Source organism: Paeniglutamicibacter sp. MACA_103 (assembly GCF_045798555.1).
In the GTDB taxonomy this organism is placed as follows: domain Bacteria; phylum Actinomycetota; class Actinomycetes; order Actinomycetales; family Micrococcaceae; genus Paeniglutamicibacter.
The window spans coordinates 1-23775 of the sequence record NZ_JBIXLN010000044.1 but is presented as its reverse complement, the minus strand read 5'-3'; the positions used below and the strand labels follow the sequence as shown (position 1 = coordinate 23775).

Annotated in this window: 23 protein-coding genes; 11 read left to right on the top strand and 12 right to left on the bottom strand. The window is 63.1% G+C overall.

All coding sequences use genetic code 11. The annotated features are described in order from the left end of the window. Positions 1 to 49 precede the first annotated feature (49 nt). The 9 genes from ACIPVK_RS17780 (at position 50) to ACIPVK_RS17740 (ending at position 9610) form a co-directional block, all read left to right on the top strand. Positions 50 to 928 (top strand): TetR family transcriptional regulator C-terminal domain-containing protein, encoded by an 879-nt coding sequence (locus ACIPVK_RS17780; RefSeq protein WP_407613312.1) that lies wholly within the window; start codon positions 50 to 52, stop codon positions 926 to 928. After that, positions 925 to 1812: a 3-keto-5-aminohexanoate cleavage protein gene (locus ACIPVK_RS17775; RefSeq protein WP_407613311.1), complete on the top strand. Its 888-nt coding sequence runs from the start codon at positions 925 to 927 to the stop codon at positions 1810 to 1812. The genes ACIPVK_RS17780 and ACIPVK_RS17775 overlap by 4 nt, the downstream gene beginning before the upstream one ends. A gap of 2 nt (positions 1813 to 1814) precedes the next feature. Then, complete coding sequence (locus tag ACIPVK_RS17770) at positions 1815 to 2786, top strand: 3-hydroxyacyl-CoA dehydrogenase NAD-binding domain-containing protein (protein WP_407613310.1); 972 nt, start codon at positions 1815 to 1817, stop codon at positions 2784 to 2786. Continuing rightward, positions 2783 to 3223: a thioesterase family protein gene (locus ACIPVK_RS17765; RefSeq protein WP_407613309.1), complete on the top strand. Its 441-nt coding sequence runs from the start codon at positions 2783 to 2785 to the stop codon at positions 3221 to 3223. The genes ACIPVK_RS17770 and ACIPVK_RS17765 overlap by 4 nt, the downstream gene beginning before the upstream one ends. A 109-nt stretch (positions 3224 to 3332) precedes the next feature. Then, positions 3333 to 4853, top strand: a complete 1521-nt coding sequence (locus tag ACIPVK_RS17760) for an ABC transporter substrate-binding protein (RefSeq protein WP_407613325.1) — start codon at positions 3333 to 3335, stop codon at positions 4851 to 4853. Positions 4854 to 4861: 8 nt separating this feature from the next. Then, a complete protein-coding gene (locus ACIPVK_RS17755; RefSeq protein WP_407613308.1) occupies positions 4862 to 5809 on the top strand; it encodes an ABC transporter permease in 948 nt (315 codons plus the stop codon). Beyond that, positions 5806 to 6687 (top strand): ABC transporter permease, encoded by an 882-nt coding sequence (locus tag ACIPVK_RS17750; RefSeq protein WP_407613307.1) that lies wholly within the window; start codon positions 5806 to 5808, stop codon positions 6685 to 6687. Before ACIPVK_RS17755 ends, ACIPVK_RS17750 begins: the two co-directional genes overlap by 4 nt. Continuing rightward, positions 6684 to 8423 carry a dipeptide ABC transporter ATP-binding protein gene (locus tag ACIPVK_RS17745; protein WP_407613306.1) on the top strand — a complete coding sequence of 580 codons (1740 nt, stop codon included), beginning with the start codon at positions 6684 to 6686 and terminating at the stop codon, positions 8421 to 8423. The genes ACIPVK_RS17750 and ACIPVK_RS17745 overlap by 4 nt, the downstream gene beginning before the upstream one ends. Before the next feature lie 14 nt (positions 8424 to 8437). Continuing rightward, positions 8438 to 9610: a serine hydrolase domain-containing protein gene (locus ACIPVK_RS17740; protein ID WP_407613305.1), complete on the top strand. Its 1173-nt coding sequence runs from the start codon at positions 8438 to 8440 to the stop codon at positions 9608 to 9610. A 93-nt stretch (positions 9611 to 9703) separates the two neighbouring features. Here ACIPVK_RS17740 and ACIPVK_RS17735 read toward each other — a convergent pair whose 3' ends face one another. After that, the gene (locus ACIPVK_RS17735) at positions 9704 to 10681 is read right to left on the bottom strand and encodes an NAD(P)/FAD-dependent oxidoreductase (RefSeq protein ID WP_407613304.1); all 978 of its coding nucleotides are present in this window, start codon (positions 10679 to 10681) and stop codon (positions 9704 to 9706) included. A gap of 111 nt (positions 10682 to 10792) precedes the next feature. Here ACIPVK_RS17735 and ACIPVK_RS17730 point away from each other — a divergent pair, with 111 nt between their 5' ends. After that, positions 10793 to 11395: a helix-turn-helix domain-containing protein gene (locus ACIPVK_RS17730; RefSeq protein WP_407613303.1), complete on the top strand. Its 603-nt coding sequence runs from the start codon at positions 10793 to 10795 to the stop codon at positions 11393 to 11395. Positions 11396 to 11455: 60 nt separating this feature from the next. On the opposite strand, the gene ACIPVK_RS17725 is transcribed toward ACIPVK_RS17730, so the two are convergent. The 7 genes from ACIPVK_RS17725 to ACIPVK_RS17695 all read right to left on the bottom strand — a co-directional run bounded on the left by ACIPVK_RS17725 (position 11456) and on the right by ACIPVK_RS17695 (position 19589). Then, positions 11456 to 12091 (bottom strand): dihydrofolate reductase family protein, encoded by a 636-nt coding sequence (locus ACIPVK_RS17725; RefSeq protein WP_407613302.1) that lies wholly within the window; start codon positions 12089 to 12091, stop codon positions 11456 to 11458. A gap of 490 nt (positions 12092 to 12581) precedes the next feature. Further along, the gene (gene nrdF / locus ACIPVK_RS17720) at positions 12582 to 13556 is read right to left on the bottom strand and encodes a class 1b ribonucleoside-diphosphate reductase subunit beta (RefSeq protein WP_264269051.1); all 975 of its coding nucleotides are present in this window, start codon (positions 13554 to 13556) and stop codon (positions 12582 to 12584) included. Between the two features lie 130 nt (positions 13557 to 13686). Next, positions 13687 to 15828: a class 1b ribonucleoside-diphosphate reductase subunit alpha gene (gene nrdE / locus ACIPVK_RS17715; protein ID WP_407613301.1), complete on the bottom strand. Its 2142-nt coding sequence runs from the start codon at positions 15826 to 15828 to the stop codon at positions 13687 to 13689. Beyond that, positions 15825 to 16307, bottom strand: coding sequence for a class Ib ribonucleoside-diphosphate reductase assembly flavoprotein NrdI (gene nrdI / locus ACIPVK_RS17710; RefSeq protein ID WP_407613300.1), 483 nt, complete (start codon positions 16305 to 16307; stop codon positions 15825 to 15827). The genes nrdE and nrdI overlap by 4 nt, the downstream gene beginning before the upstream one ends. 48 nt (positions 16308 to 16355) lie before the next feature. Next, a complete protein-coding gene (nrdH, locus tag ACIPVK_RS17705) occupies positions 16356 to 16601 on the bottom strand; it encodes a glutaredoxin-like protein NrdH (protein WP_217387827.1) in 246 nt (81 codons plus the stop codon). A 999-nt stretch (positions 16602 to 17600) separates the two neighbouring features. Beyond that, positions 17601 to 18362 carry a YggS family pyridoxal phosphate-dependent enzyme gene (locus ACIPVK_RS17700; protein WP_407613299.1) on the bottom strand — a complete coding sequence of 254 codons (762 nt, stop codon included), beginning with the start codon at positions 18360 to 18362 and terminating at the stop codon, positions 17601 to 17603. 132 nt (positions 18363 to 18494) lie between these two features. Next, positions 18495 to 19589, bottom strand: a complete 1095-nt coding sequence (locus ACIPVK_RS17695; protein ID WP_407613298.1) for a flavin-containing monooxygenase — start codon at positions 19587 to 19589, stop codon at positions 18495 to 18497. Between the two features lie 82 nt (positions 19590 to 19671). Here ACIPVK_RS17695 and ACIPVK_RS17690 point away from each other — a divergent pair, with 82 nt between their 5' ends. Continuing rightward, positions 19672 to 20301 carry a TetR/AcrR family transcriptional regulator gene (locus tag ACIPVK_RS17690; protein ID WP_407613297.1) on the top strand — a complete coding sequence of 210 codons (630 nt, stop codon included), beginning with the start codon at positions 19672 to 19674 and terminating at the stop codon, positions 20299 to 20301. A 92-nt stretch (positions 20302 to 20393) separates the two neighbouring features. On the opposite strand, the gene ACIPVK_RS17685 is transcribed toward ACIPVK_RS17690, so the two are convergent. The 4 genes from ACIPVK_RS17685 to ACIPVK_RS17670 form a co-directional block, all read right to left on the bottom strand. Then, the gene (locus tag ACIPVK_RS17685; protein WP_407613296.1) at positions 20394 to 20744 is read right to left on the bottom strand and encodes a zinc ribbon domain-containing protein YjdM; all 351 of its coding nucleotides are present in this window, start codon (positions 20742 to 20744) and stop codon (positions 20394 to 20396) included. Positions 20745 to 21176: 432 nt separating this feature from the next. Beyond that, positions 21177 to 22118, bottom strand: coding sequence for a hypothetical protein (locus tag ACIPVK_RS17680; protein WP_407613295.1), 942 nt, complete (start codon positions 22116 to 22118; stop codon positions 21177 to 21179). Between the two features lie 48 nt (positions 22119 to 22166). After that, complete coding sequence (locus tag ACIPVK_RS17675) at positions 22167 to 22718, bottom strand: hypothetical protein (RefSeq protein ID WP_407613294.1); 552 nt, start codon at positions 22716 to 22718, stop codon at positions 22167 to 22169. A gap of 5 nt (positions 22719 to 22723) precedes the next feature. Then, complete coding sequence (locus tag ACIPVK_RS17670) at positions 22724 to 23320, bottom strand: hypothetical protein (RefSeq protein WP_407613293.1); 597 nt, start codon at positions 23318 to 23320, stop codon at positions 22724 to 22726. Positions 23321 to 23775 lie beyond the last annotated feature (455 nt).

The window sequence follows — 23775 nt, the reverse complement described above, 5'->3', positions numbered from 1 at the left end:
TGAGTCAGAACCCTTGCGTTAATCGCAAACAGGGGCCTAGGGTTGCACCATGCCCGAACCAGAGAACATCCCCTCGGGGATAGCCGAGCGCATCCGCGAGGCCATCCGCAACACCGGACTGCCGCAGCGCAAGATCGCACGCCGGACGGGATTCGAAGAGTCCAAGCTGTCCAAGTCGCTCAGCGGCACCAGGAAGTTCACCAGCGAGGAAATCGTCCTGTTGGCAACCGTGACCGGCGTGACAGCCAATTGGCTTATCACCGGTTCGGATGCGGCGCAGACACCCTCCGCGGCACCACCGGCAGACATCCTTCCGAAGCGTCACCGGGAAGACGAAAAGCATGCCCAGCGCCGTCGAAGCATCATTGGACGTGCCTGGTGGCTGTTTTCCGAACAAGGCTATGCAGCGGTGCGCATCGCAGACATCGCCAAGGATGTCGGTGTCAGCACGCCAACGGTGCATTACTACTTCCCGTCAAAGCAGGCCCTGTTTGCCGAAACCCTGCACTATTCGGTAAAACTCGCCTACGACCGACAGGTTGCCGGGTTGCAGCCGATCACCGATCCGGTGGCACAGCTCAAGCGCCTTGTCGAGCTCCAGCTTCCCCTCGGGGCCGAAGGTCGCGCCGAGTGGTCCATCTGGTTGCAGACCTGGACCAAGCTCGCCGTTAGCGAGGGAGGGCTCGACACCCATTCCCCCGGCTACCGGCGCTGGACCTCGACCGTGCATGACATCATCTCAGCCGGACAAAAAACAGGACACTTTGTGACCGTCGATGCCGGCACCCTAACCGCCGAGCTGACCGCCATGTTCGACGGAATGGGAATCCAGGTCCTGACAGGAAACCTGACTCCAAGTCAAATGTTCGCAAATATTTGCGGTTTTATCGACCGCACCATCATCCAACAGCAAGGAGCGACATCATGAGTCGTAAAGTCATCGTCACCTGCGCCCTCACGGGGGCCGGAGACACGACATCACGGAGCGAGCACGTTCCGGTTTCCCCGGACCAGATCGCTGCCGACGCCATCGCCGCCGCCCGGGCCGGGGCCTCAGTGGTGCACATCCACGTCCGGGACATCGCAACGGGCCAAGGTTCGCGCGACGTGGCCCTGTACAGGGAGGTCGTGCGCCAGGTGAAGGCCTCGGACGTGGACCCGGTAATCAACCTCACCGCGGGAATGGGCGGGGACCTCTTCATCGATCCTGCCAACCCCACCGTGCACATGCCGGGCACCGACCTGGTCTCCGGGCTGGAGCGCCTGGCCCACGTCGAGGAACTGCGCCCCGAAATCTGCACCATCGACTGCGGTTCGCTGAACTTCGGCGAAGGCTCCCAGCTCTATGTCAGCACCCCCGACATGTTGCGCGAAGGCGCCGCCCGGATCCGGGACCTCGGGGTGAAGCCGGAGATGGAAATCTTTGACACCGGCAACCTGTGGTTTGCCAACGTCATGGTCGAGGAGGGCCTCATCGCTCCCCCGCCGCTCTACCAGATCTGCATGGGCATCCCTTACGGGGCACCGACCGATCCCGGCCTGCTGCAGGCCATGGTGAACATGCTGCCCGATGGCGCCCAATGGACCTCGTTTGCCATTGGCCGCAACCAAATGCCGTGGGTCGCGCAATCGGTGCTGCTCGGCGGCCACGTGCGCGTGGGCCTGGAAGACAACCTGTACCTGTCCAGGGGGGTCAAGGCCACCAACGCTCAGTTGACCGAACGCGCCATCACGATCGTTGAATCGATGGGCCACTCGGTGGCCACCCCGGACGAAGCCCGTGAAATCCTCAAGCTCGATAAGGCGGCCTAAGCATGGTCACGTACCCCAAGTTCGAAGACATCTCGAGTGTTGCCTGCGTTGGCGTGGGCACCATCGGCGGCGGCTGGGCCGCCTACTTCCTGTCCCGCGGCCTGAGCGTGAGAGCGTGGGACCCCTCCCCGGATGCCGAAGCGAAGCTGCGCAGACTCATCGACGCGGCCTGGCCGGCGTTGACCGCGCTCGGTCTTGCCGAGAACGCTTCCAAGGACAACTTCACCGTCCACGCCGACTTGAACGAGGCTGTTCGCGGAGTCGGGTTCGTCCAGGAGAGCGCGCCGGAGAACCTGGAACTGAAGCAGGACCTGCTGGCACGGATCGCCGAGGCAGTCTCCCCCGAGGTGGTCATTGGTTCCTCCACGTCCGGATACGGGATGACCGAGATGGCGCAGAAGGCGGAGGACCCGTCCCGCCTCGTGGTTGGCCACCCGTTCAATCCCCCCTACCTGATCCCCCTGGTCGAGGTCGTGGGAGGTTCGCAAACGGACCCGCAGGCCACGAACTGGGCCTCGGGCTGGTACGAATTCATCGGGAAGTCGGTGATCACCATGGATCGCGAAGTTCCCGGATTCATCGCCAACCGGTTGCAGGAAGCCCTGTGGCGCGAGGCCCTCCACATGGTCGACAACGGCGAGGCCACCGTCGAGCAGATCGACCTGGCAATCACCGACGGCCCCGGACTGCGGTGGCCGCTGCAAGGACCCATGCTCACCTTCCACCTGGCCGGAGGCGAGGGAGGCATGGCACACATGCTTGACCACTTCGGCCCGTCGCTCAAGTCCCCCTGGACCCGCCTGGACGCGCCCGAACTAACCGCCACGTTGCGCCAGGATGTCATTGACGGCTGTGACGACGAGGCCGCGGGGCGCTCCTTCGGCGAACTGATAGCCCAGCGCGATGCGGCGATCATTGCCGTTCGCCAGGTGGTGGAGACCATCCGGAATCCGCAGGGGGTGCAGGCGAAGTGAGTCTTGATCCATATCGTTGCACGGTGCCGGCCGAGTGGATCGACTACAACGGCCACATGTCCGAGGCCTTCTACGTGCTGGCATTCGGTGATGCGACAACCTCGGTGATGAACTCCTTGGGCCTGGACGAGGGCTACCGCCGCTCCAGCGCATGCTCCCTGTACACGGTTGAGGCGCATGTGCGCTACCTGCGGGAGGCTTCCCTTGCCGAGCAGCTGGAAATCACCACCTGCATTGTCGCCGCCGGACCCAAGAAGCTGCACCTTGCCCACGAAATGCGCCGAGGGTCGGAGCTCATCGCCACGGAGGAACTACTGGGACTCCACGTTGACCAGGGCACCGGCGCCACGACGCCCTTCCCGGCCGACGTCCTGGCCCATATCGCCGCCCACGAGCACAGGACCCCCGATTGGAGTGGCCGATCCATCACTGCATGAATCCTTCGCGCCCTTCACGAGAATCGAGTACGTCTTGAATTCCCACGAATCACCATCCAAACGAACGCCGGGCACCGCTCCCAGCCGCCGCGCAGTCCTGGGCAGCGGCATGGCCCTGGGGCTGGGCTTGCTGCTCACCGCCTGTGGTTCCTCCGGCGTCGCGTTGCAAAACGCGCCCACCGGCGAGCCGGTCCGCGGGGGTTCCCTGCGGGTGGGCCTGGCAGGCGGCGGGGCCGCAGACACCCTCGACCCCCATTCCCCGGTCAGCACCACGGATATCGCCCGCGTGGTCAACCTGTACGAATCGCTGCTTTACCGCGACGAGAACTTCCAGCTCAAGCCGTTGCTGGCCCTCAGCGCCGTCCCCGATGCCACGGCCCTGGTGTGGACCGTCGAATTGCGGCCCGGGGTGAAGTTCCACGATGGACGCCCTGTCACCGCCAAGGACGTCGCTGCCACCTTTGCCCGGGTCACCAACCCCGATGACCCCAAGAGCGGGGCCGCCGCCCTGACAATCCTCGACGAGGTCAAGGTCATCGACGACCTGACGGTCGAATTCAGGCTCAACACGCCCACCGCCACCTTCGACGACTCACTGGGGCAATATGCGCTGGGCATCGTCCCGGAGGACTTCGATGTGCAGCACCCGATTGGCACCGGGCCGTTCAAGGCCTCCAGCTTCGATCCCGGACTCCGGTCGGTGTTCGTACGCAACGACGCGTACTGGCGGGAACACGAACCGTACCTGGATGAGCTGACCATCCTGAACTTCTCGGACGACGACGCGATGCTCAACGCCTTGCTGTCCACCCAGGTCGATGCCATCGGCCAGATCCCGCTGGCCCTGCTGGAAGTCATCTCCGCAGATCCCCGCATCGGTATCCTGAACTCCGAGACCGGCGCTTGGCTGCCCTTCACGATGCGCACCGACAAGGCCCCGTTCGACGACGTCCGGGTCCGCCAGGCCTTCCGCCTCGCGGTTGACCGGCAACAGATGATCGAACAGGTCCTCAGCGGCAACGGCTCCCTGGGCAACGACCTCTATGCGCCTTTCGATCCGGGCTACGCGAAGCAGCTCCCCCAACGCACCCAGGACATTGGCGAGGCCAAGGCACTGCTTGCCGAGGCCGGCTTCCCCAACGGGCTGGACATCGAATTGGTCACCGCACCAATCCAGGCCGGCGCCGTGGAAGCGGCCCAGGTATTCGCCCAACAGGCCAAGGCCGCGGGGATCCGCGTCAAGATCCGCCGCGTGGACACCACGACGTTCTTCGGTGACGATTACCTTTCGTGGACGTTCGCCCAGGACTTCTGGTACACGCGCAACTTCCTGCCCCAGGTCAACAACAGTTCACTGCCGACCAGCCCGTTCAATGAAACCCATTGGGACGACCCGGAGTTCCTGGAGCTGATCGAATCCGCCACCACCGAGGTCGACGAAACCAAGCGCAACGCGCTGATCACCAAGGCGCAGGAGATCGAGTACGAGCGCGGCGGATACATCATCTGGGGCCACCCCAACCAGGCAGACGCCTACCAGAAATACGTGGCGGGGCTGATTCCAAACAAGACCGGCCTGGCCTTGTCGGGCTTCGAATTCCGCCGCGCATGGATCGGGGTCGCCAAATGATCGCCCGCATGATCGCCAAACGACTGCTGGTCAGCCTGGCCATCCTCTTCATCGTCTCCCTGCTGGTGTTCGTGGCCACCCTGCTGCTGCCCGGCGACCCCGCCCAGGCAATCCTGGGCCAGCAAGCCACGCCCGAACGGCTGGCCGCGCTGCGGGAGCAAATGAGCCTCAACGATCCGGTATGGGTACGCTACTTCACTTGGCTCGGCGGCCTGCTCACGGGCAACCTCGGATACTCGGCTGCCACCGGCGGCCCCGTCACCGCCCTGCTGTCCGACCGCATCGAATCCTCGCTGGTGCTCATGGGCCTTGCCGCACTGATTTCCATTCCGGTCGGCATCGTCGTTGGCACCTTCTCCGCCCTGAAGCGTGGACGGGCCTTCGACAACGCCAGCACCGGCGTTTCGCTGGTATTGGCGTCCCTCCCCGAATTCGTGATCGGCATCGGGCTGGTGGCGTTGTTCTCGACCACCGTGTTCAAGATCCTCCCCTCGGTGACCATGGCCCCGCCCGGCGAGGCCGTGTGGAACCACCCGGTCCAACTGGTCCTGCCCACGATAACGCTCGCGCTGGTGGTGACCCCGTACATTGTCCGCATGATGCGCGCCACGATGCTCGAGGTGCTGGATTCCGGGTTCGTGGAGATGGCGCGGCTCAAGGGTGTGCCCGAGCGCCAGGTGGTGCTGCGGCACGCCGTGCCCCATGCGCTGGCCCCCGTCGCCCAGGTCATCGCCATCCAGCTGGCCTGGATGGCCGGCGGCGTGGTCGTGATCGAATTCCTCTTCAGGTACCCCGGCATCGGCCAGGCGCTGGTGGACGCGGTGACCAACCGCGACGTGCAGGTGGTGCAGGCGCTGTCCATCCTGATCGCCGCGGCCTACATCGTGGTGAACCTGCTGGCCGATCTGGTGGGAATCCTCACGAATCCGAAACTACGCACGGAGAAGGCCACATGAGCACCGTCGATGATGTCGTTGAAGCAAAAGTGTCACCCTCCCGTCCCCCTCGGCTGCTGGCCCGGATGATGCGCCAGCGCCAGGCCAAGATCGGCCTGGTGCTGACGGTGGCCGTGTTGCTGGTCGCCCTGGCCGGGCCGCTGCTGCTGCCTTGGCTGACCGGGCATACCAGCACCGAATTCACGGGACGCCCGTTCACCCATGTGGGTCTGTTCGGCACCGACAACCTGGGCCGGGATGTGCTCTCGCGCTTCCTGGACGGCGGACTGCGATTGATCGCCTACTCGGCGCTTGCCACGGCGCTGGGCATGGTCATCGGCGTCGCCGTGGGAATGACCGCGGCCTACTCCCGCGGACGGGTCGATGCGCTGATCATGCGCGGCAACGACGTGCTGCTGGCCTTGCCGCAGCTCGTCTTCGCGCTGCTGGCCATCACCGTGCTCGGCCCGCAGGGCTGGGTGCTCGTTGTGGTCATTGGAATCACCCACGCCCCGCGCATTGCCCGGGTCACTCGTTCGGCCACCGCATCGGTGATCACCGAGGACTACATCCGGGCCAGCGAAATGTACGCGGTTCCCAGGTACAAGATCCTGCTCACCGAGGTTCTGCCCAATATCACCGGCCCGCTGATGGTCGAACTCGGGTTGCGCATGACCTACTCGATTGGCTTTGTCGCGGCGTTGTCCTTCCTCGGGCTCGGCATGCAGCCGCCCACCGCGGACTGGGGCCTGATGATCAACGAGAGCCGGATCGCCCTGGTCGTCCAACCCTGGGGGGTGCTGCTGCCGGTTGCCGCCATTGCAGTGCTGACCGTGGGCACCAACCTCCTGACCGACTCGCTCGCGCGGGCCTCGGCCAACATGAATGCGGGGAAATGACAATGACCACCATCGTGGAGAACGACATCGCGGCAAGTGCGCTGTGCGCCACCGACCTGAGGGTGCAAACCGATGCCGGGGAGGAAATCCTGCACGGGGTCAGCTTCACCCTGGCGCCGGGCCGCATCCTGGCCCTGGTCGGTGAATCCGGCTCGGGCAAGACAACCGCCGGGCTCGCATGCATGGGGCATTTCCGCCAAGGGCTGTCCAAGGGCACCGGCACGGTGCGTCTGGGCAGCGGGGACCACGGAAACATCCTGGATCTGCCCGACGCCCAATTGCGGCGCCTGCGCGGCAAGGTCATCTCCTATGTCCCGCAGGACCCGTCCCTGTCGCTGAACCCGTCCATGCGCATCGGCGAGCAGATTGCCGAAACCCTGCGCGTGCACCAAATCGGCGCCACCGATTCCGAACGCCGGGTGCGGGTTGGCGAAGTGCTGGCCGAGGTCGGCCTGGCCAATGACCCCGCCTACCAGCGGCGCTACCCCCACCAGCTATCCGGAGGGCAACAGCAGCGCGTGGGCATTGCGATGGCCTTTGCCTGCCGGCCGTCGGTGATCGTGCTCGACGAGCCGACCACCGGCCTGGACGTCACGACCCAGGCCGTGGTGCTGCAAACAATCGGCGAATTGGCCGAACGGCACCAGGTCGCCGGACTCTACATCACGCACGACCTGGCCGTGGTCGCCAAGATCGCCGACGAGGTCGCCGTCATGCTCGAGGGCGACATCGTGGAGCACGGAGCGACCGACCAGGTGCTCTTCGCCCCGCGACACGGCTACACGCGCAGGCTGCTCGCCGCGGTTCCCGATCTCGCCGGCAAACGCCGGGTGGGCCAGGTAGAGGCAATCACCGGCGAACAGCCTTTGATCATCGCCGGCCCCCACGGCGTGCCGGACACCACCGGCTCCACACAGCTCGTTGACGACGCCAAGCCCTTGCCCGGCATCCTGCCACGGCCAGCTTCCGCTGCGGTGGCGGCCCGTCCCCTGCTGCAACTGCGCGATTTGGCGTTGTCATACGGCAAGCACGCGGTCCTGGACGGGATCGACTTCCAGTTGCTGGAGGGAGAATCGATGATGCTCCTGGGCGAGTCGGGCTCCGGCAAGACCACCCTCTCGCGCTGCGTGGCCGGGCTCAATGAAGCCTACACCGGCTCGATCGAGCTCTTCGGCGAGGAGCTGGCCACCGGCACGCGGATGCGGTCATCCGAGGACCGGCGGCGGATCCAATACATCTTCCAGTCGCCCTTCTCCTCTTTGAACCCGCGTCGGACCATTGCCGAGTCGGTGGGTGTCCCATTGCAGATGTCGGGGATCAATGACAAGCGCAAGCGCCGCGCCTTGGTCCTGGAAGCCCTTGACCAGGTAAAGCTCGGCGAACGCTATATGGAACGCCGTCCGGGAGACCTCAGCGGCGGTGAACGCCAGCGCGCAGCAATTGCCCGTGCCCTGGTCAATGCGCCCTCGCTGCTGGTTTGCGATGAGATCACCAGCGCCCTGGACGTCTCGGTGCAAGCCTCGATCCTGGATCTGCTGCGCACGCTGCAGACCGATCACAACATGTCGATGCTTTTTGTCACGCACAACATCGCCCTGGCCCGGCACATCTCCCAGCGCCTCGCCGTCTTGCAAAAGGGCAAGATCGTGGACATGGGGACCACCGAGGAAGTGCTCAACAACCCGCAGCACCATTACACGCAGGAACTGCTCGCCAACGTCCCGGCCTTCAAGTAGGGAAGAACCTGAACATGTCACTTGAAATGTCCCTGACCAGCCACAATGACGGGCTGCCCCAACCCGGCTTCGAGATGCTGTCCGGAGTCTTCGCCCGGCACCTGGCAGCCGCAGAGGGCGGAATGGCCTTTTGCGTGTACCGCGAGGGCAAGCCCCTGGCCAGGTTCTACGGAGGCACCACGGTCAAGCATGGAGCCACCCCCGCTTCGGGCACCGGAATGCGTCAAGCGTGGTCCGAAAAAACCATGGCCATCCTGTTTTCCGGTACCAAGGGCCTGATGGCCACCATTGCCGCGATCCTGATTGATCGCGATCTGCTGGACCCGGAAGCCACCGTCGCCTCGTACTGGCCCGAATTCGCGATGGCCGGCAAGCAGGATGTCACCGTCGCCCAAGTGCTCAGCCACACCGTTGGCCTCGTCTATGTCGACCCGGACCCCGGCGATAGCCTGCGATACGACAACCGGGCCGTGGCAGCGGTCTTGGCGGCCCAGGCGCCCTTGTGGGAACCCGGCGCCAAGGTCGCGTACCACGCGCTGACGTTCGGGTACCTGGCGGCCGAGCTGTTCTTCCGCGTTACGGGAAAAACCCCGGGTGAACTGGTTGGGGAATTGCTCGCGGTGCCGTTTGACCTGGACATTCACTTGGGTCTACCCGAATCACTGGACGGGCGACTGGCCACCATTTTCCGGTCGGAGAACTATGCGATCTCCACGTTCCTGCAGGATCCGGAACGGCGGAAGATCGTGGATCGGATGTACGCGGGCTCCCTCACCGGAATCGGCGATCCGTTCAATTCCGTGGAAATGAGGCGATCGGAGATGGCCTCCGGCGGTGGCATTGGAACCGCCGATGCAATGGCTTCCCTCTATTCCCAACTGGCCACGCCACTTTCACCGTTGATGTCCGCCGGGGCCCTCGCGTCCTCCACTGCAACCTGGTCCGAGGGCGTGGACGCAGTCAATGACCGGCCACTGCGCTTCGGGCTCGGCTATGAGTTGGCCGATCCCCTGGGAACCTATGGCCCGGTCGCCCCGGCCTTCGGGCATTCCGGTGCCGGTGGCGGATTGCATGGGGCCTGGCCGGGAAAGAACATAGGATTCTCGTTCTTGACCAACGAAATGCTTGCCGAAGACCAGGACCGCCGGGCCAAGGACCTGCTCGGAGCCCTGGCTCGCATTGTTTGACCCCGATCCCTTGATACTTGAAGGCATCGAGCGGGAGGACTTCGGGGAGCATCGGCAGCCGAACAGGTGGTGAAGGGCACCCGCTCTTTTTGGCTAGCTACGTTGCCCGACCGCGGCAACCGCACCGGCGCGCAGGGCAGCGACCGCAGCGTCCGTTTCCTCCTGGATGAGGTCGGCGTTGACCATGGCTCCCACGCGCAGGCCGTCTGCGGCCGCCATCATCACCTGGGCCATGGGGTCACGGGTATTCCCCGCCGCCCACAGGCCCGGGATTTCCGTCTTGCCCGTTTCGTCGGTGGTGACGTAGGTGCCGATGCCCGACGGGTGCGCCGTTGCCTCCAGGCCCAACCCCGCAAGGGCGGAAACGCCGGCCGCAAAGTGTGGCATGACAACCAGGGCATCGACCGACTGCTCGGCTCCGTCCCGGAAGAGCAGGTGGGTCAGGTGCGCTTCGTTGCCGCGGACTGCGACGATCTCCCGCGGGACGATGCCGATGCCCCGTGCCTCCAGCTTTTCCCGCTCGATCGGATCGAATTCCCGCTCCGGCGTGGTGAACACGGTGACGCGATCGCTCAACTGCCTGAACATCAGGGCCTGGTGGACCGCGAACGGGCTGTCCAACACGGCAATGTCCTGGTCCCTGACCTCCCAGCCGTGGCAATAGGGGCAGTGCAGCGCGTTCTTGCCCCAGTACGCCTCCAGTCCCTCAACTTCCGGAAGCGTGTCGCTGACACCGGAGGCGAGGATGATCCTGCGGGCGCCGAGCAGCTTACCGCCGTCCAACTCGATCCCAAACCCGTCGGCGGTCCGCCGGGTCGCCGACGCGCGGGCGTCGCGGAACCGGACACCGTAGCCCTCCGCCTCTTTCCGGCCGAGGGCGAGCAACTCGCGCGGCGGCAGTCCGTCGCGCGTGAGGAAGTTGTGCACGCCCTCGGCCGGGGCGTTGCGCGGTTCACCCGCGTCGATGACAATGACGCTGCGTCGCGAGCGACCCAGCGCCTGGGCCGCGGCAAGTCCCGCGGCTCCCCCGCCGATGATGGCAACCTCGTAAGTATCCTCTGTCGTATTCATTCTTCATGCTCCTTGGTAATTGGTTCACGGGCCATTGCCGGTGCACTAACAAGCATGTCGCCACGGACCTAAACCTGGCAATCGGTTTTGCCGATGTGGCAAAATGGATCCATGGAACAAGATTTGGACAGCACCCTCGCGCAAGTCGGTCCCAGGCTGCGCAGCCTGCGGACCAGCAGCAAATCCACCCTGCAGGAGCTCTCCGCACAAACCGGAATATCGGTCAGCACGCTTTCCCGCCTGGAATCCGGCCAACGCCGACCCACCCTCGAGCAGCTCCTTCCGCTGGCGCGCGCCCACGGCGTGCCCCTGGACGATTTGGTGGGAGCCCCGGCCACCGGGGACCCGCGCATCCACATCAAGCCGATCACGCGGCACGGCATGACCATCCTGCCGCTCAGCCGCGGGGCCAGCGGCGGGCCCCAGGCCTTCAAGCACGTGATTCCGGCCGGCAAAACGGTTGCCGATCCGGAGCTGAAATCCCACGAGGGCTACGAATGGCTCTATGTCCTGAAGGGCAACCTGAGGCTGCGGCTCGGAGACTACGACCTGGTGCTGCCCGCCGGTGAGGCGGCCGAATTCGATACGCACACCCCGCACTGGTTCGGTCTGGCGGACGGGCAGGGCGTGGAGTTCCTCAGCCTCTTTGGCCCGCAGGGCGAACGCATGCATGTTCGGGCCAGGCCGACCCGAAAGGCTCCTGCGGATTCCTAGCACGCCCGGCAAATTGGACTTCCCCGCATGCCGGCCGACTTTGGCCCCCCGCGGACGGCCTCACTTCGATGCGGTGCCCGGCGGACCGTTGAGCACGGTGGGGACGTACTCGAGCAGCTGGAGCCGTCCGTCGAAGGTCCTGCTGTCCACCATTTCGAGTGCCACGTCCGGATACCCGTCGTAGATGCGTTCCTTCCCGGTCCTGCCCGTGATCACCGGGAAAACGACTAGCCGGAACCGGTCCACGAGGCCCGCGGTCAGTAGCGACCGGCTCAGGCTGAGGCTCCCAAGGGTGCTCATCGGTCCGTTGCCGCTCCGTTTCATCTCAGCCACGGCCTCGACGGCGTCCCCGCTCACCAGCCTCGAATTCGGCCAGCTCAGGGGCGCCCGAAGGGACGAGGAGAAGACGACTTTGGGTACGTCGGCAAGGCCCGTCAGACTGGCGGCTTCGGTCTCGGAGAATCCGGAATCCGCGGCCGCCGCCTCCTCTGACATGGCGGACATCAACCGGTAGGTGTTCGCCCCGAGGAGGTAGGTGTTCTGCTTCTGCCCCTCCTGCTCGAGCCAGGCGAGGTATTCAGGCGCCTCCAGGCCCCACCAGCCGGGCCATCCCTCGGCCGAGGCATAGCCGTCGAGGGAAATGATCAAGTCCACCATCAGCTCCGCCGACGATGCCTCTGCCGTAGTCTCGCCCATGGCGGTCTCCCCCGATCCGATCGACGTAGCCCTCGGCCGGCCCCTCTCCCGAGGACGGCCAGTTCGTTTCCGGGCCTCAACTGCACCGCGCCAGTCGGGTGCTCCGTCGGTGCCCGTGCCAGCAATGCTAGGCCCGGTCCCATTGAAGTTCAAGGAGCCGGCGAGAAAAGTGCTCGCGAAATAATGTCCGGACTCGGCTCGAGAAATACAAGTAAGAACACAGTGGCGGAACGGAGCCGGAGGTCTCCCCATCGGGGGTTCTACCACTGACGTTCCCGCCCTATCTCGGCCACGGCAGTCCGCAGGCAGGGCATGGCGGACCGATTGCGCAGATTGGACCGGGGCGCAATTCGTCGCACTGGTTAACCCAAAAAGCCGCTGACGCTCCGAGTGGAACGCCAGCGGCTTTTGCCAACAAACTTGGGAACGCACGCCCGCTTCCCACTGCGGGAAGCCGGCGGCCTTGGGCCAGGATTGCTGGTGGCGGGACCTAGAAGTCCCAGTCCTCGTCTTCGGTGTTCACGGCCTTGCCGATCACGTACGAGGAACCCGAACCGGAGAAGAAGTCGTGGTTCTCGTCGGCGTTCGGGCTCAATGCCGAAAGGATCGCCGGGTTAACATCGGTGACCGATGCAGGGAACATGGCTTCGTAGCCCAGGTTCATCAGCGCCTTGTTGGCGTTGTAGTGCAGGAACTTCTTGACGTCTTCGGCCAGGCCGACACCGTCGTAGAGGTCGTGGGTGTACTGGACCTCGTTCTCGTAGAGCTCGAACATCAGCTCGAAGGTGTAGTCCTTCAGCTCCTGCTTGCGTTCCTCGGAAAGGCCTTCCAGGCCCTTCTGGAACTTGTAGCCGATGTAGTAGCCGTGCACGGCCTCGTCGCGGATGATCAAGCGGATCAGGTCTGCGGTGTTTGTCAGCTTGGCGCGGGAAGACCAATACATCGGCAGGTAGAAGCCGGAGTAGAACAGGAACGACTCGAGCAGCGTCGAGGCGATCTTGCGCTTCAGGGCATCTTCGCCGTAGTAGTAGCTCTCGATGATCTGCGCCTTCTTCTGCAGATTCTCGTTCTCGGTGGACCAACGGAAGGCGTCGTCGATTTCCTTGGTGGAGCACAGCGTCGAGAAGATCGACGAGTAGCTCTTGGCGTGCACCGATTCCATGAAGGCGATGTTGGTGTACACGGCCTCCTCGTGCGGGGTGAGCGCATCGGGGATCAGCGAGACCGCTCCCACGGTGCCCTGTAGGGTGTCCAGCAGGGTCAGGCCGGTGAAGACGCGCATGGTCAGCAGCTTCTCGGGCTCGGTGAGCGTGTTCCACGACTGGACGTCGTTGGACAGCGGAATCTTCTCCGGCAGCCAGAAGTTGTTGACCAGTCGGTTCCACACCTCGACGTCCTTGTCATCCTGGATGCGGTTCCAGTTGATGGCTTCGACGTGGCTGGCCAGCTTCAGCTTCTCAGTCATTTCCGTCCCTCTTCTTGCTAAGTTTTTGGTTGTTACGGGTGCGCGTACGACGGCGGGTGGACACCCGCCGTCGTACGCATTCGGTTGTCAGGTTATCGCGACCTGGCAACCGGTGGTGAAACGGCTGCGACTAGAGCATGCAGCTGACGCAACCATCCACTTCGGTGCCCTCGAGGGCCAACTGGCGAAGGCGGATGTAGTAGAGCGTCTTGATGCCCTTCTTCCATGCGTAGATCTGCGCCTTGTTGATGTCGCGGGTGGTGGCGGTGTCCTTGAAGAACAGCGTCAGGGACAGGCCCTGGTCCACGTGCTGCGTGGCCACGGCGTAGGTGTCGATGATCTTCTCGTAGCCGATTTCGTAGGCATCCTGGTAGTACTCCAGGTTGTCGTTGTCCAGGTACGGGGCCGGGTAGTACACGCGGCCGATCTTGCCTTCCTTGCGGATCTCGATCTTCGCGGCCACCGGGTGGATGGAGGAGGTCGAGTTGTTGATGTAGGAGATCGAACCGGTCGGCGGGACGGCCTGCAGGTTCTGGTTGTAGATGCCGTGCTCCATGATGGAGGCCTTCAGCGCACGCCAGTCGTCCTGGGTCGGGATGTCGATCCCGGCAAAGAGCTCGCGCACACGCTCGGTGGCCGGAACCCATTCCTGCTCGGTGTACTTGTCGAAGAACTCGCCCGAGGCGTACTTCGAATCCGCGAAGCCGTCGAAGGCCTCACCGGTTTCGATGGACAGCTTGTTCGAGGCACGCAGCGCGTGGAACACCACGGTGTAGAAGTAGATGTTGGTGAAATCCAACCCCTCTTCGGACCCGTAGTGGACGCGTTCGCGGGCCAGGTAGCCGTGCAGGTTCATCTGGCCCAGGCCGATGGCGTGGGTCTTGGCGTTGCCCTGGGCGATCGAGGGCACCGAGTTGATGTAGGACATGTCCGAGACGGCGGACAGCGCGCGGATCGCGGTCTCAATGGAGGCTCCGAGGTCCTTGCCGTCCATGGCCTTGGCAATGTTCATCGAACCGAGGTTGCAGGAGATGTCCTTGCCGACGGTCTTGTAGCCGAGGTCTTCGTTGTATTCCGACGGGGTCGAGACCTGCAGGATCTCGGAGCACAGGTTGCTCATCGAGATCTTGCCCTTGATCGGGTTGGCGCGGTTTACGGTGTCCTCGAACATGATGTACGGGTAGCCGGATTCGAACTGGATCTCCGCCAGGGTCTGGAAGAACTCACGGGCGTTGATCTTGGTCTTCTTGATGCGCGCATCATCGACCATCTCGTAGTACTTCTCCGTGACGAAGATGTCGCTGAACGGGACGCCGTAGACCCGCTCCACGTCATACGGCGAGAAGAGGTACATGTCCTCGTTCTTGCGGGCCAGATCGAAGGTGATGTCCGGAACCACGACACCCAGGGACAGGGTCTTGATGCGGATCTTCTCATCGGCGTTCTCGCGCTTGGTGTCCAGGAAGCGCAGGATGTCCGGGTGGTGCGCGTTGAGGTACACGGCACCGGCACCCTGGCGTGCGCCAAGCTGGTTGGCGTAGGAGAAGCTGTCTTCGAGAAGCTTCATCACGGGGATGACGCCGGAGGACTGGTTCTCGATCTGCTTGATCGGGGCACCGTGCTCGCGGACGTTGGTCAGGGAGAGTGCAACGCCGCCGCCGCGCTTGGAAAGTTGCAGCGAGGAGTTGATGCCGCGGGAGATCGATTCCATGTTGTCTTCGATACGCAGCAGGAAGCAGGACACGAGCTCGCCGCGCTGGGCCTTGCCGGCGTTCAGGAACGTCGGGGTGGCGGGCTGGAAGCGTCCCTCGATGATCTCGTTGACCAGGGAAACGGCCATTTCCTCGTTGCCGCGGGCCAGGTGCAGTGCAACCATGCAGACGCGGTCTTCGTAGCGCTCGAGGTAACGCTTGCCGTCAAAGGTCTTCAAGGTGTAGGAGGTGTAGAACTTGAAGGCACCGAGGAAGGTCTCGAAACGGAACTTCTTGGCGTAGGCACCGCGGTAGAGGTCGCGGATGAAGTTCATGGTGTACTGGTCGAGCGTTTCGCGCTCGTAGTATTCGTGCTTGACCAGGTATTCGAGCTTCTCGTCCAGGTCGTGGAAGAACACGGTGTTGTTGTTCACGTGCTCCAGGAAGTACTGGCGTGCCGCGGCACGATCAGCCTCGAACTGGATGCGTCCGTCTGCCCCGTAAAGGTTCAGCATGGCATTTAGTTCGTGGTAACCCAGGCCCTGAAAAGCGGCCGGCAATTCCTTAGAATCCTGCTTCATTTCAGGTACTGCGACTTTCGTGTCCAAAAGACTTCCAATCCTTCGCGAACCCGGGTCACATCTTCTGGAGTGCCCATGAGCTCAAATTTATATAGAAGCGGAACGCTGCATTTGGCTGCAATCTTGATTGCGGCCAAGCAATATGTGGTTCCAAAGTTTGTGTTTCCGGCACCAATTACGCCTCGTAACAGGTTTCGGTTGCGCGCATCGTTGAGGAACTTGACGACCTGCGGCGGAATCGATCGTTCGCCCTTTTCGCCGCCATAGGTGGGAAGCAGAAGCACATACGGCTCAACTGCCACCAGATGTGGTTCGTGGTTCAGCAACGGAATGCGCGCGCAATCCAGATCCAGCTTCTCAGTGAATCGGTGGGTATACCCGGAAGCCGAAGAGAAATAGATCAAATTGCTGTTGGTAAGTACCTCTGCCGGAGCGGCGTGATCATGCATTGGTGGTGCAGCCAACGATGAAGCAGGCATCTTGATCGCCTCGAAATTACTGAAATCGGGAAGGCTGGCGGAGGCCGGTTAAGCCACCGACGAGCTCAGGTCCTGAGCCAGCTCATCAATCTTGTCCGGTCGGAAGCCCGACCAGTGATCAGCGTCGGTGATGACAACCGGCGCCTGCATGTAGCCCAAAGCACGCACGCGCTCCAGGGCCGCGGGATCCTGCGAAATGTCAACGCTCTGGTAGACGATGCCCTTCTTATCAAGAGCTCGGTAGGTTGCGTTGCACTGTACGCATGCTGGCTTCGTGTAAACCGTGACGGTCATATCCGTAAATCCCCTCGTGCAAAAATCTGTGTATGTTGTGTGGCTGGCTCCCTATGCGCACTCCCCGCGGGAAGGAACATATGAACATTTTGCCCCGAGGACAACTAAGTCCTCGAGGGGCGGGGATTCGTACATTTCTCCGCATTTCGGAAGTTTACGCACTAGGCCTCACCAGCTATTTCAATACTACATCTAGTGGGGGGTCGAGGGTTAGACCCCCACATGATGTATTACACCCCTGTCATTCGACCCACACCCTGTCCACAACCACTGTGGATAAAAAGCGGGTCATAAACCGCGTGAATACAACGAAATCGAAAATCTATCCACACCCTGTGGAGCACTAGACCGCAGATTAAAGATTTGGCGTGTCGTTCGGCACGGCGTGTCGGGTATTCGGCGCCAGACCACAAGATGTGGCCCGACAGCATGAACCGTAGCACTACGGGTGGTGTGCGACCCCGCCAATCGCCGCACTTCCCCCCACAAAATTTGCCCCGGGGGCCAGTCTTGCCGAAATGGTCAAAACGCCGGATGCAACGGCGGTAAGCCGGCGGGTCCTCTGCCAGGGAATCCGTCCGCGGTCCTGCATAAACCGCTGTGCTCGATTCGGCGCCAGCAAGCCGCCAGCAGGAGCACCCAAGCACGGACAACTCATGGCTGGCGAGTCGGACTCCGGGGCCAACCGCGGTGCGGCCCTCCCCCATCTCATGGGTAACCGCAAGCCCTGAATCGCATTCGAAGACACCGCATCAGCGCAATATTCGGCCCCCTTGACGCAGCCCCCGGGGACATTCACATGGGATTGCTCCATACTGCGGCAAAATCAATAGGCCGGAATCCCTCCGGCAAGGTCCAGGCCGATGGCAATTGGCAACCGATGACGACGGCGGCAACCGGGCGCCGTCCGGTTCGAATGGGGTGCGGGAGCATAGCGTCGTGGCCTACACCGCGGCAAGTCCCGCAGTGGCCGGTTTATCCTCGGCCCATCAGGACCATTTAGTGGCTGACAGGCAGCGCCCGTACACCGAAGATCCCCTGTCCCACGCGGACCACTGTCGCACCCTCTTCAATCGCCAGTTCGAAGTCGCCGCTCATTCCCATGGAGAGTTCTTCGATTTTCATTCCGGCCGGGGCGCTTTCGCGCAACGCGTCTCGAAGTTCCCGCAGCCGCACGAAACATGCGCGGACGGCTTCCTTGTCTTCGCTGAACAGGGCGAGAGTCATCAGGCCCTTGACCTGGAGACGGTCATACTGCGGCAACTGATCCACGAATTCCTGAACTTCGTCAGGCGCAAGGCCAGATTTGCTTTCCTCGTCGGAGGTATTCACCTGGACAAAGACATCAAGCTGGCGGTCCTCCGCTTCAAGCCGACGCTGCAGCGCCTCTGCCTGGCGCAGGTTGTCCAGCGCCTGGAATTCGTCTGCAAACTTCGCCACGAATTTTGCCTTGTTGGTTTGCAGGCTTCCAATGACCGAGAACTTCAATCCCGGAACATCGGACAGCATCTCGGCCTTGCGCGCGACTTCCTGCACCTTGTTTTCCCCCAGGAAGTCCATCCCTGCCGCGATGGCCATGCGAAGGCGGGCCTCCGGCACGGTCTTGCTTACCGGCAACAGCCGAATCGTGGCAGGGTCTCGCCCGGCCTTGCGTGCCGCGGCTTCAATACGTGCCTTGATGGAGGCAAGATTGTGCTCGAAATCCTCGATGGAGTTGGCCTGAGCGGCGGCCGGGTTGGAAGTGTTTAGCGGCTGTGTCATGGAGGGGGAAGAATCTTTCACGATGAGGAGCTTCGAAGGCACGGCACATCACTCCGGATGTCCAGTGCACCACCGCCAACATAGCATGTCCCGCTCAGTGCCTGGCCATGCTTGACTGTCCTCCTGCCCGGATCAGGCGCGATCCCCCACTCCGGGAACCGCGGCCTTGCCGGGAGCCAACCTGCGCGCCAAGTAGCGCGCGTCGCGACCTGCCCCTCCGATGATGCCGGAGGTCAAACCGTACTGGAAAGGAATGCCGAGGAAGCCCAGCCCTGGAACGTCGGTACTGACACCCCTGCGGTGGAATGGATAACCGTGCTCATCCGTTCTCAGCCCGTCAATCCATGAATAGTCGGGGCGGTAGCCGGTCGCCCAAATGATCGTTGATGCCTCGATCGGGGACCCGTCCTTGCTCACCATGATGCCATTGCGCACCGCATCGATGCGCCCGACGCTTGCGACACCGGCCGATGCTACTTCCTGGGTGGATACCCGAATCAGCGGTGCACCTCGGCTGTGGATGCGCTGGGCAACCTTGCGGCCCGCAGGCGTCGATCTCGTCAGCAGCCTGTGCACCAAGAACCAATACAGCGCTGGGGCGTACCGAATGAGCGCTTCCGGAACGTGGGGTGTGGGCCTACCGCAAATAGACACCTTGTGGCTGGGTGCTAACTCGCAGGCGATCTGGGCACCCGACGTCCCGAATCCAACCACCGCAACAGGGCCGTCCGGTATCTGGGCCGGGTTCCGGTACTCGCTCGAATGCAGTTGGTTTGCATCCTCGGAAATTTGGCTGGCCAACGCCGGAATCTTGGGAGCCTGGTGCACGCCGGTGGCGACAACCACACGGCTTGCCCTGAACGTGCCCTTATTCGTGTGCACACTGAATTCGCCATCCGCGCCGACCTCCAGGCGATTGGCCATGGTGGACGTTTGGATCGGCATGTCGAAGGCCGCGGCGTAGGACTTGAGATAGTCGGATACGGCGCCGGCGGTGGGGAATGTTCCGCGCCCAGCTGGAAACTTGCGGCCGGGCAAGCCGTCATGTCCTGCAGGGGTAAAAAGTTCCAAGGATTCCCAGCGGGAGCTCCAGCTGTTCCCCGGGGCAGATCCGGCTTCCAGCATGAGGAAGTGTTGCCCTCTCACTGTCATTTCGTGAGCCATGGCCAGCCCGCAGTGGCCTGCTCCAATGATGATGGTGGAATCATTTTGACTTCGGCTTTTCATGGCGGTCTCCTTGGTACCTAAAGCCTGGATGCCTACAGTCGTTAGAATACTCTTCCATTGACTAGAGCGCTATTCTTTTTACATGGAATCTTCTCGCCCAGGCAAGCCCAACCGCAGGGTGCTGCAAAGCGCCGAAACACGGTCGTTGATCATCTCAACCGCCCGGACCCTATTCGTGGAACACGGCTTCGTTCCCACAACGATTGAACGACTGGCCCGCGAATGCGGCGTGGCAATACAGACGATCTACAACTCCGTGGGCAATAAGACGGAGATACTCTCCCGGATCATCGACGAGGCGGCGTCAGGCGAACACGCGCCAGCATCGCCGCTGGAATTCCTTGCTGCCGAACTCGAGAACACGGAGACGCCTCGGGACATCGCCGTCGTGCTTTCCAATTGGTTCACCGATGTCAACGCACGCATGGCTCCCATTCACAAGGTTCTTTCCGAAGCCGCCGCGGTGGATCCGGCCGCGGCATCCTTGCAACGGGCCCGCGATGGACAACGTTTCGACCGCTATCTGGCGGTACCTGGCCTCCTGCGGGAGCGCGGTGGACTGCAACAGAATCGACCCGATGAGGATGTCGCCGCACTAATCTGGAATACCAGCCACCCCCAGACTTATCGTTTCCTGGTCACAGAGCGCGGCTGGACTGCAGAGAAGTATCGGGACTGGTGTTATACAACGTTCTTGACGACCTTTTCCTGATCCATGGGTCATCTCTCCCCTCCCGGTCCAAAACAAAGCGCCACCTCTCCGTGGTTGGAGGGTGGCGCTTGGAAATTGGCGAATGCTGCGGGTCAGACCTTTTTGACGACGGACGACTTGAGTTGCATCGGCCCAAAGCCATCAACCTTGCAGTCGATGTCGTGACCGTCGACGCCGTTGACCAAACGGATGTTGCGCACCTTGGTGCCGACCTTGATGGACTGCGCCTGCCCTTTGACCTTCAGGTCCTTAACGATGGTCACCGTATCACCGTCGGACAGCACGTTGCCGACCGAGTCCTTGATAACCGCTTCCTGCGGCTCCTCCACTGCGTCCACTTCAGCAGACCACTCGTGGGCGCACTCAGGGCACACCAGCAAGGCGCCCATCTCATAGGTATAGGGGCTTGAACACTGTGGGCACGATGGCAAAACATCACTCATGGCATCCATTCTAGTTCGTGGGCACAAATCGAAACTCCGGACTATTGGCAACCGCCAGGTCGACTCCTGGCCGTCCACACGACGATGCGACACGCAGGAACTAGAGGGCGCCCGAATGCGATTTCCTGCCCCTTGGCAAACCAGTTACCAATCCGCCAAGGCTATGCGCACATCGAACACGACCCTGCCCGCCGCCACTTCAAACGATACGAACCTCGCCTGGAACATCTGCACATTTCCTCCGCCACATTGGAGGCGCGTGCGCACTGGCATCAGCGGGATCTTGGCCGCCGACCTGCAGATCAGCAGCGAAGGCCTCACGAGGGCTTGCACCATGCAATCTCCACCAGGTCCTTGGGAACGCCCTGGTGGTCGAGGCCTGGCCCGTTACCTTGCGCGTGGTCTTTGCCTTTTGCCGCGGTGCAAGAACAACTAGCTCGGCAAAGAAGAAGCAGACTTCCCGGCAGCCACCGCACGCAGGGCGAAAACCCCGCCAATCGCCACGACCAGCGCGACCGTCACCTCGCCGAGGGATCCGCCCGTGGGTCCGAGCGACCTCAGCATGGCCCTTGCCCCGGCGACCGCCATCTCGCCCAGATTCCCGGCAAGAGCACGTGAACCGGCAGCGGTGGCGAGCCCGTCCAGCACTGCCGGGACGACCCAGAGCAGGAGCAAACTGGCGAGCCAAGCCAGTCCCTGGCGAATGGTACCGATCCCGCACCAGGCCATGGCAAGCCCCACCAGGACCAGGGGCAGCCACCGGGCCGCCCCCAACAGGGATTGCATCGCGGCCAAGGGCGGTTCGTTTCCCGGAAGTACGACCAGGGTCCTGAGCCAGATCGCCAACGCCAGTGCAACGGCGGTGGCGCCGATGGAAGCCGCCGGCGGTTTGCCCAGGGCCAGCAGCAGCAACGCCAGCAGCCCGATCAACGCGGCAACAACGATGACGGCCAGCACGGCGTAGAAATAGATGGCTGCTTGCAGGGTGTCCTGCAGCCCGTTCCGGACCACGGTTCCGCTTTGTATCGCTGCCAATGCGCTGGCCCCGAGGGCACCGGTCGCAGCGTAGGCCGCAGCCCGTGGCCGCGCGGCAGCCGGCACGGCGCGAACAGCCAATCCCGCCAACCCGGTGCCCAGGATGACCATGGACAGGATCAGGGAAAGATCATACTGGCTGAACGGCAGCAGGGCGCGCGGCATGTCCCCGGGCAGGGAGTCGGCGGCCCAAAGGTTCTGCAGCGGCAGCCGCATCCCGGTGAGCATCCAAGGCAGGAGGCCGAAGGCGAGGGTGACCAGTCCAACGAAGAGATACCACCACGTGGGGCTTTTCCTGTGTGGCCGCGCACCAGCGTAAGGATTGGGCGTCGGCATCATGGGTAGCATTATTCCACGGGGCAGTTTGGGGTACGCCCCGCAAACGACCTAGAAACCCACGAGCCGGCCAACGCCAACGGCCGCACACGCCCACAGGACGCTGACGAAGGTTCCAAGAATGAACTGCTCGGCTGCAGCGTGTTGTTTGAGTTCGGAAAACCGGCCCAACCCCTTCACTGCCAGCACCACGGCAAGCCCCTCGGGCCACGAAGCCCAGAGCGTCGAGGCTATGGCCGCACGCTCCAGCAGTCCGATCCACATCCCTCCGCGCAGTGGACTTGTCTCCGCATCGCCCGGGGTGCTGGATTTGTCCCGGTTCCTCTTGAAGGCCGCCAGCCGGAAGACCGTCTCTGTGACGGGGCCACCTCCCAGCGTTGCGGCGGCGACACTGGCAATAATGGACAGCTCACGGGGAACCGGCGCTGCCGCAGGAACGTAGCTGCCCATGGCCGCGAGAATGCCGGCCAGCGCCAGCACGGCCACGAGCAGCGCGCTGGTGACCGATTGCTTCAGCGGCCACCGGAAGCCGGAGGCGGCGAAGTAGCGCGGCGCCCCCAGTGGAACGACGGCAAGCAGCAAGGCCCAGGCGATCCAGTTCATGTGATTCAGCTGCCTTCCGTCATCGTCGAATACTCGTGCAGCGCACGGCCGGCCAGAACCGTGAGCCTTTCGGTCTCGTACCAGAGCCCCGAGGCCAGGCGCGCCGAAACAGCCTGTTGCGAGATCTCAAGGCGGGCTGCGACCTGTTGCTGGGTCATGCCCTGCGACACCAATATGCCAGCTTCGGCCGACGATTCGGTCCGTCGCGCATTGACCAATGCAATCAGCTGCAGCTCGGCCTCGAGCCGTTCGGCCTCTGTTCCCCGGCCGGACAGCGCCAGCGAGCCACTGGAATTCTTGGCCCGCTCCACCGCCTCCCGCGCGTGTTCGAAGGCGGGACCCCGGCCCGCCCGCGTTTCTACCGGCATCGGTGTCTGCACGTCGCCGATCCCGATGCCCACGCTCCACTCCCCCGTGCCGGCCACGTCAAGGGCCAGCGCAACGGCCGCGACCCCGTCGTCGAGCACGCCCTGTATCTCATCGCCTGCGGTTCGCTCGAAGTTCCTCACCACGGCGTATTGCTCGGCCAATCGATGCAGCAGGGACTCGACCTTGTCGGGCCCGGTGCGGGACTTGCGCTGGTCGATGGTGATCACAATCATCAAACAAACCTACAAGCTTGTATCGAATTCCACAAGGCATGGACTTTGTACAACCGGCCACAAGGTTCGACTTCCCGTCACCCTGCCCCCGTGGCACGAGCCTTCGGCATCGAATTCCTTCCACTGCCCCGGCAACCCGGATGCACGCCCCGAGATCCCGCACGGCCCGGTGCCTTGGCATCCACGGCGCGCCGCGCCCTGCCGGCGGGGATGCCCCGGCCGCAAACGAGGTCCAGCAAGCGCGGGCCATGTTCCCATCGAGATGCGGGGAACCCTGGTGCCCGGACACCTACCCGGAACGATCCATGGGACTTCCTCCGGCGGGCAGCATGAATGGCTTATAGGACAAAAAGTGTGTCCGTGAGGGGCCTGCTTCCCAACGGTGGCGCGGTAGAACGGGGTTTCTTATAGCCTTGAGCCATTAACCGTGAATGGTTCTGGAAAATCGAAGCACT

Coding starts and splice junctions, on each gene's coding strand:
- ACIPVK_RS17780 (WP_407613312.1), top strand. CDS start 50: ATGCCCGAACCAGAGAACATCCCCTCGGGGATAGCCGAGCGCATCCGC.
- ACIPVK_RS17775 (WP_407613311.1), top strand. CDS start 925: ATGAGTCGTAAAGTCATCGTCACCTGCGCCCTCACGGGGGCCGGAGAC.
- ACIPVK_RS17770 (WP_407613310.1), top strand. CDS start 1,815: ATGGTCACGTACCCCAAGTTCGAAGACATCTCGAGTGTTGCCTGCGTT.
- ACIPVK_RS17760 (WP_407613325.1), top strand. CDS start 3,333: ATGGCCCTGGGGCTGGGCTTGCTGCTCACCGCCTGTGGTTCCTCCGGC.
- ACIPVK_RS17755 (WP_407613308.1), top strand. CDS start 4,862: ATGATCGCCAAACGACTGCTGGTCAGCCTGGCCATCCTCTTCATCGTC.
- ACIPVK_RS17750 (WP_407613307.1), top strand. CDS start 5,806: ATGAGCACCGTCGATGATGTCGTTGAAGCAAAAGTGTCACCCTCCCGT.
- ACIPVK_RS17745 (WP_407613306.1), top strand. CDS start 6,684: ATGACAATGACCACCATCGTGGAGAACGACATCGCGGCAAGTGCGCTG.
- ACIPVK_RS17740 (WP_407613305.1), top strand. CDS start 8,438: ATGTCACTTGAAATGTCCCTGACCAGCCACAATGACGGGCTGCCCCAA.
- ACIPVK_RS17735 (WP_407613304.1), bottom strand. CDS start 10,681: ATGAATACGACAGAGGATACTTACGAGGTTGCCATCATCGGCGGGGGA.
- ACIPVK_RS17730 (WP_407613303.1), top strand. CDS start 10,793: ATGGAACAAGATTTGGACAGCACCCTCGCGCAAGTCGGTCCCAGGCTG.
- ACIPVK_RS17725 (WP_407613302.1), bottom strand. CDS start 12,091: ATGGGCGAGACTACGGCAGAGGCATCGTCGGCGGAGCTGATGGTGGAC.
- nrdF (WP_264269051.1), bottom strand. CDS start 13,556: ATGACTGAGAAGCTGAAGCTGGCCAGCCACGTCGAAGCCATCAACTGG.
- nrdE (WP_407613301.1), bottom strand. CDS start 15,828: ATGAAGCAGGATTCTAAGGAATTGCCGGCCGCTTTTCAGGGCCTGGGT.
- nrdI (WP_407613300.1), bottom strand. CDS start 16,307: ATGCCTGCTTCATCGTTGGCTGCACCACCAATGCATGATCACGCCGCT.
- nrdH (WP_217387827.1), bottom strand. CDS start 16,601: ATGACCGTCACGGTTTACACGAAGCCAGCATGCGTACAGTGCAACGCA.
- ACIPVK_RS17700 (WP_407613299.1), bottom strand. CDS start 18,362: ATGACACAGCCGCTAAACACTTCCAACCCGGCCGCCGCTCAGGCCAAC.
- ACIPVK_RS17695 (WP_407613298.1), bottom strand. CDS start 19,589: ATGAAAAGCCGAAGTCAAAATGATTCCACCATCATCATTGGAGCAGGC.
- ACIPVK_RS17690 (WP_407613297.1), top strand. CDS start 19,672: ATGGAATCTTCTCGCCCAGGCAAGCCCAACCGCAGGGTGCTGCAAAGC.
- ACIPVK_RS17685 (WP_407613296.1), bottom strand. CDS start 20,744: ATGAGTGATGTTTTGCCATCGTGCCCACAGTGTTCAAGCCCCTATACC.
- ACIPVK_RS17680 (WP_407613295.1), bottom strand. CDS start 22,118: ATGATGCCGACGCCCAATCCTTACGCTGGTGCGCGGCCACACAGGAAA.
- ACIPVK_RS17675 (WP_407613294.1), bottom strand. CDS start 22,718: ATGAACTGGATCGCCTGGGCCTTGCTGCTTGCCGTCGTTCCACTGGGG.
- ACIPVK_RS17670 (WP_407613293.1), bottom strand. CDS start 23,320: ATGATTGTGATCACCATCGACCAGCGCAAGTCCCGCACCGGGCCCGAC.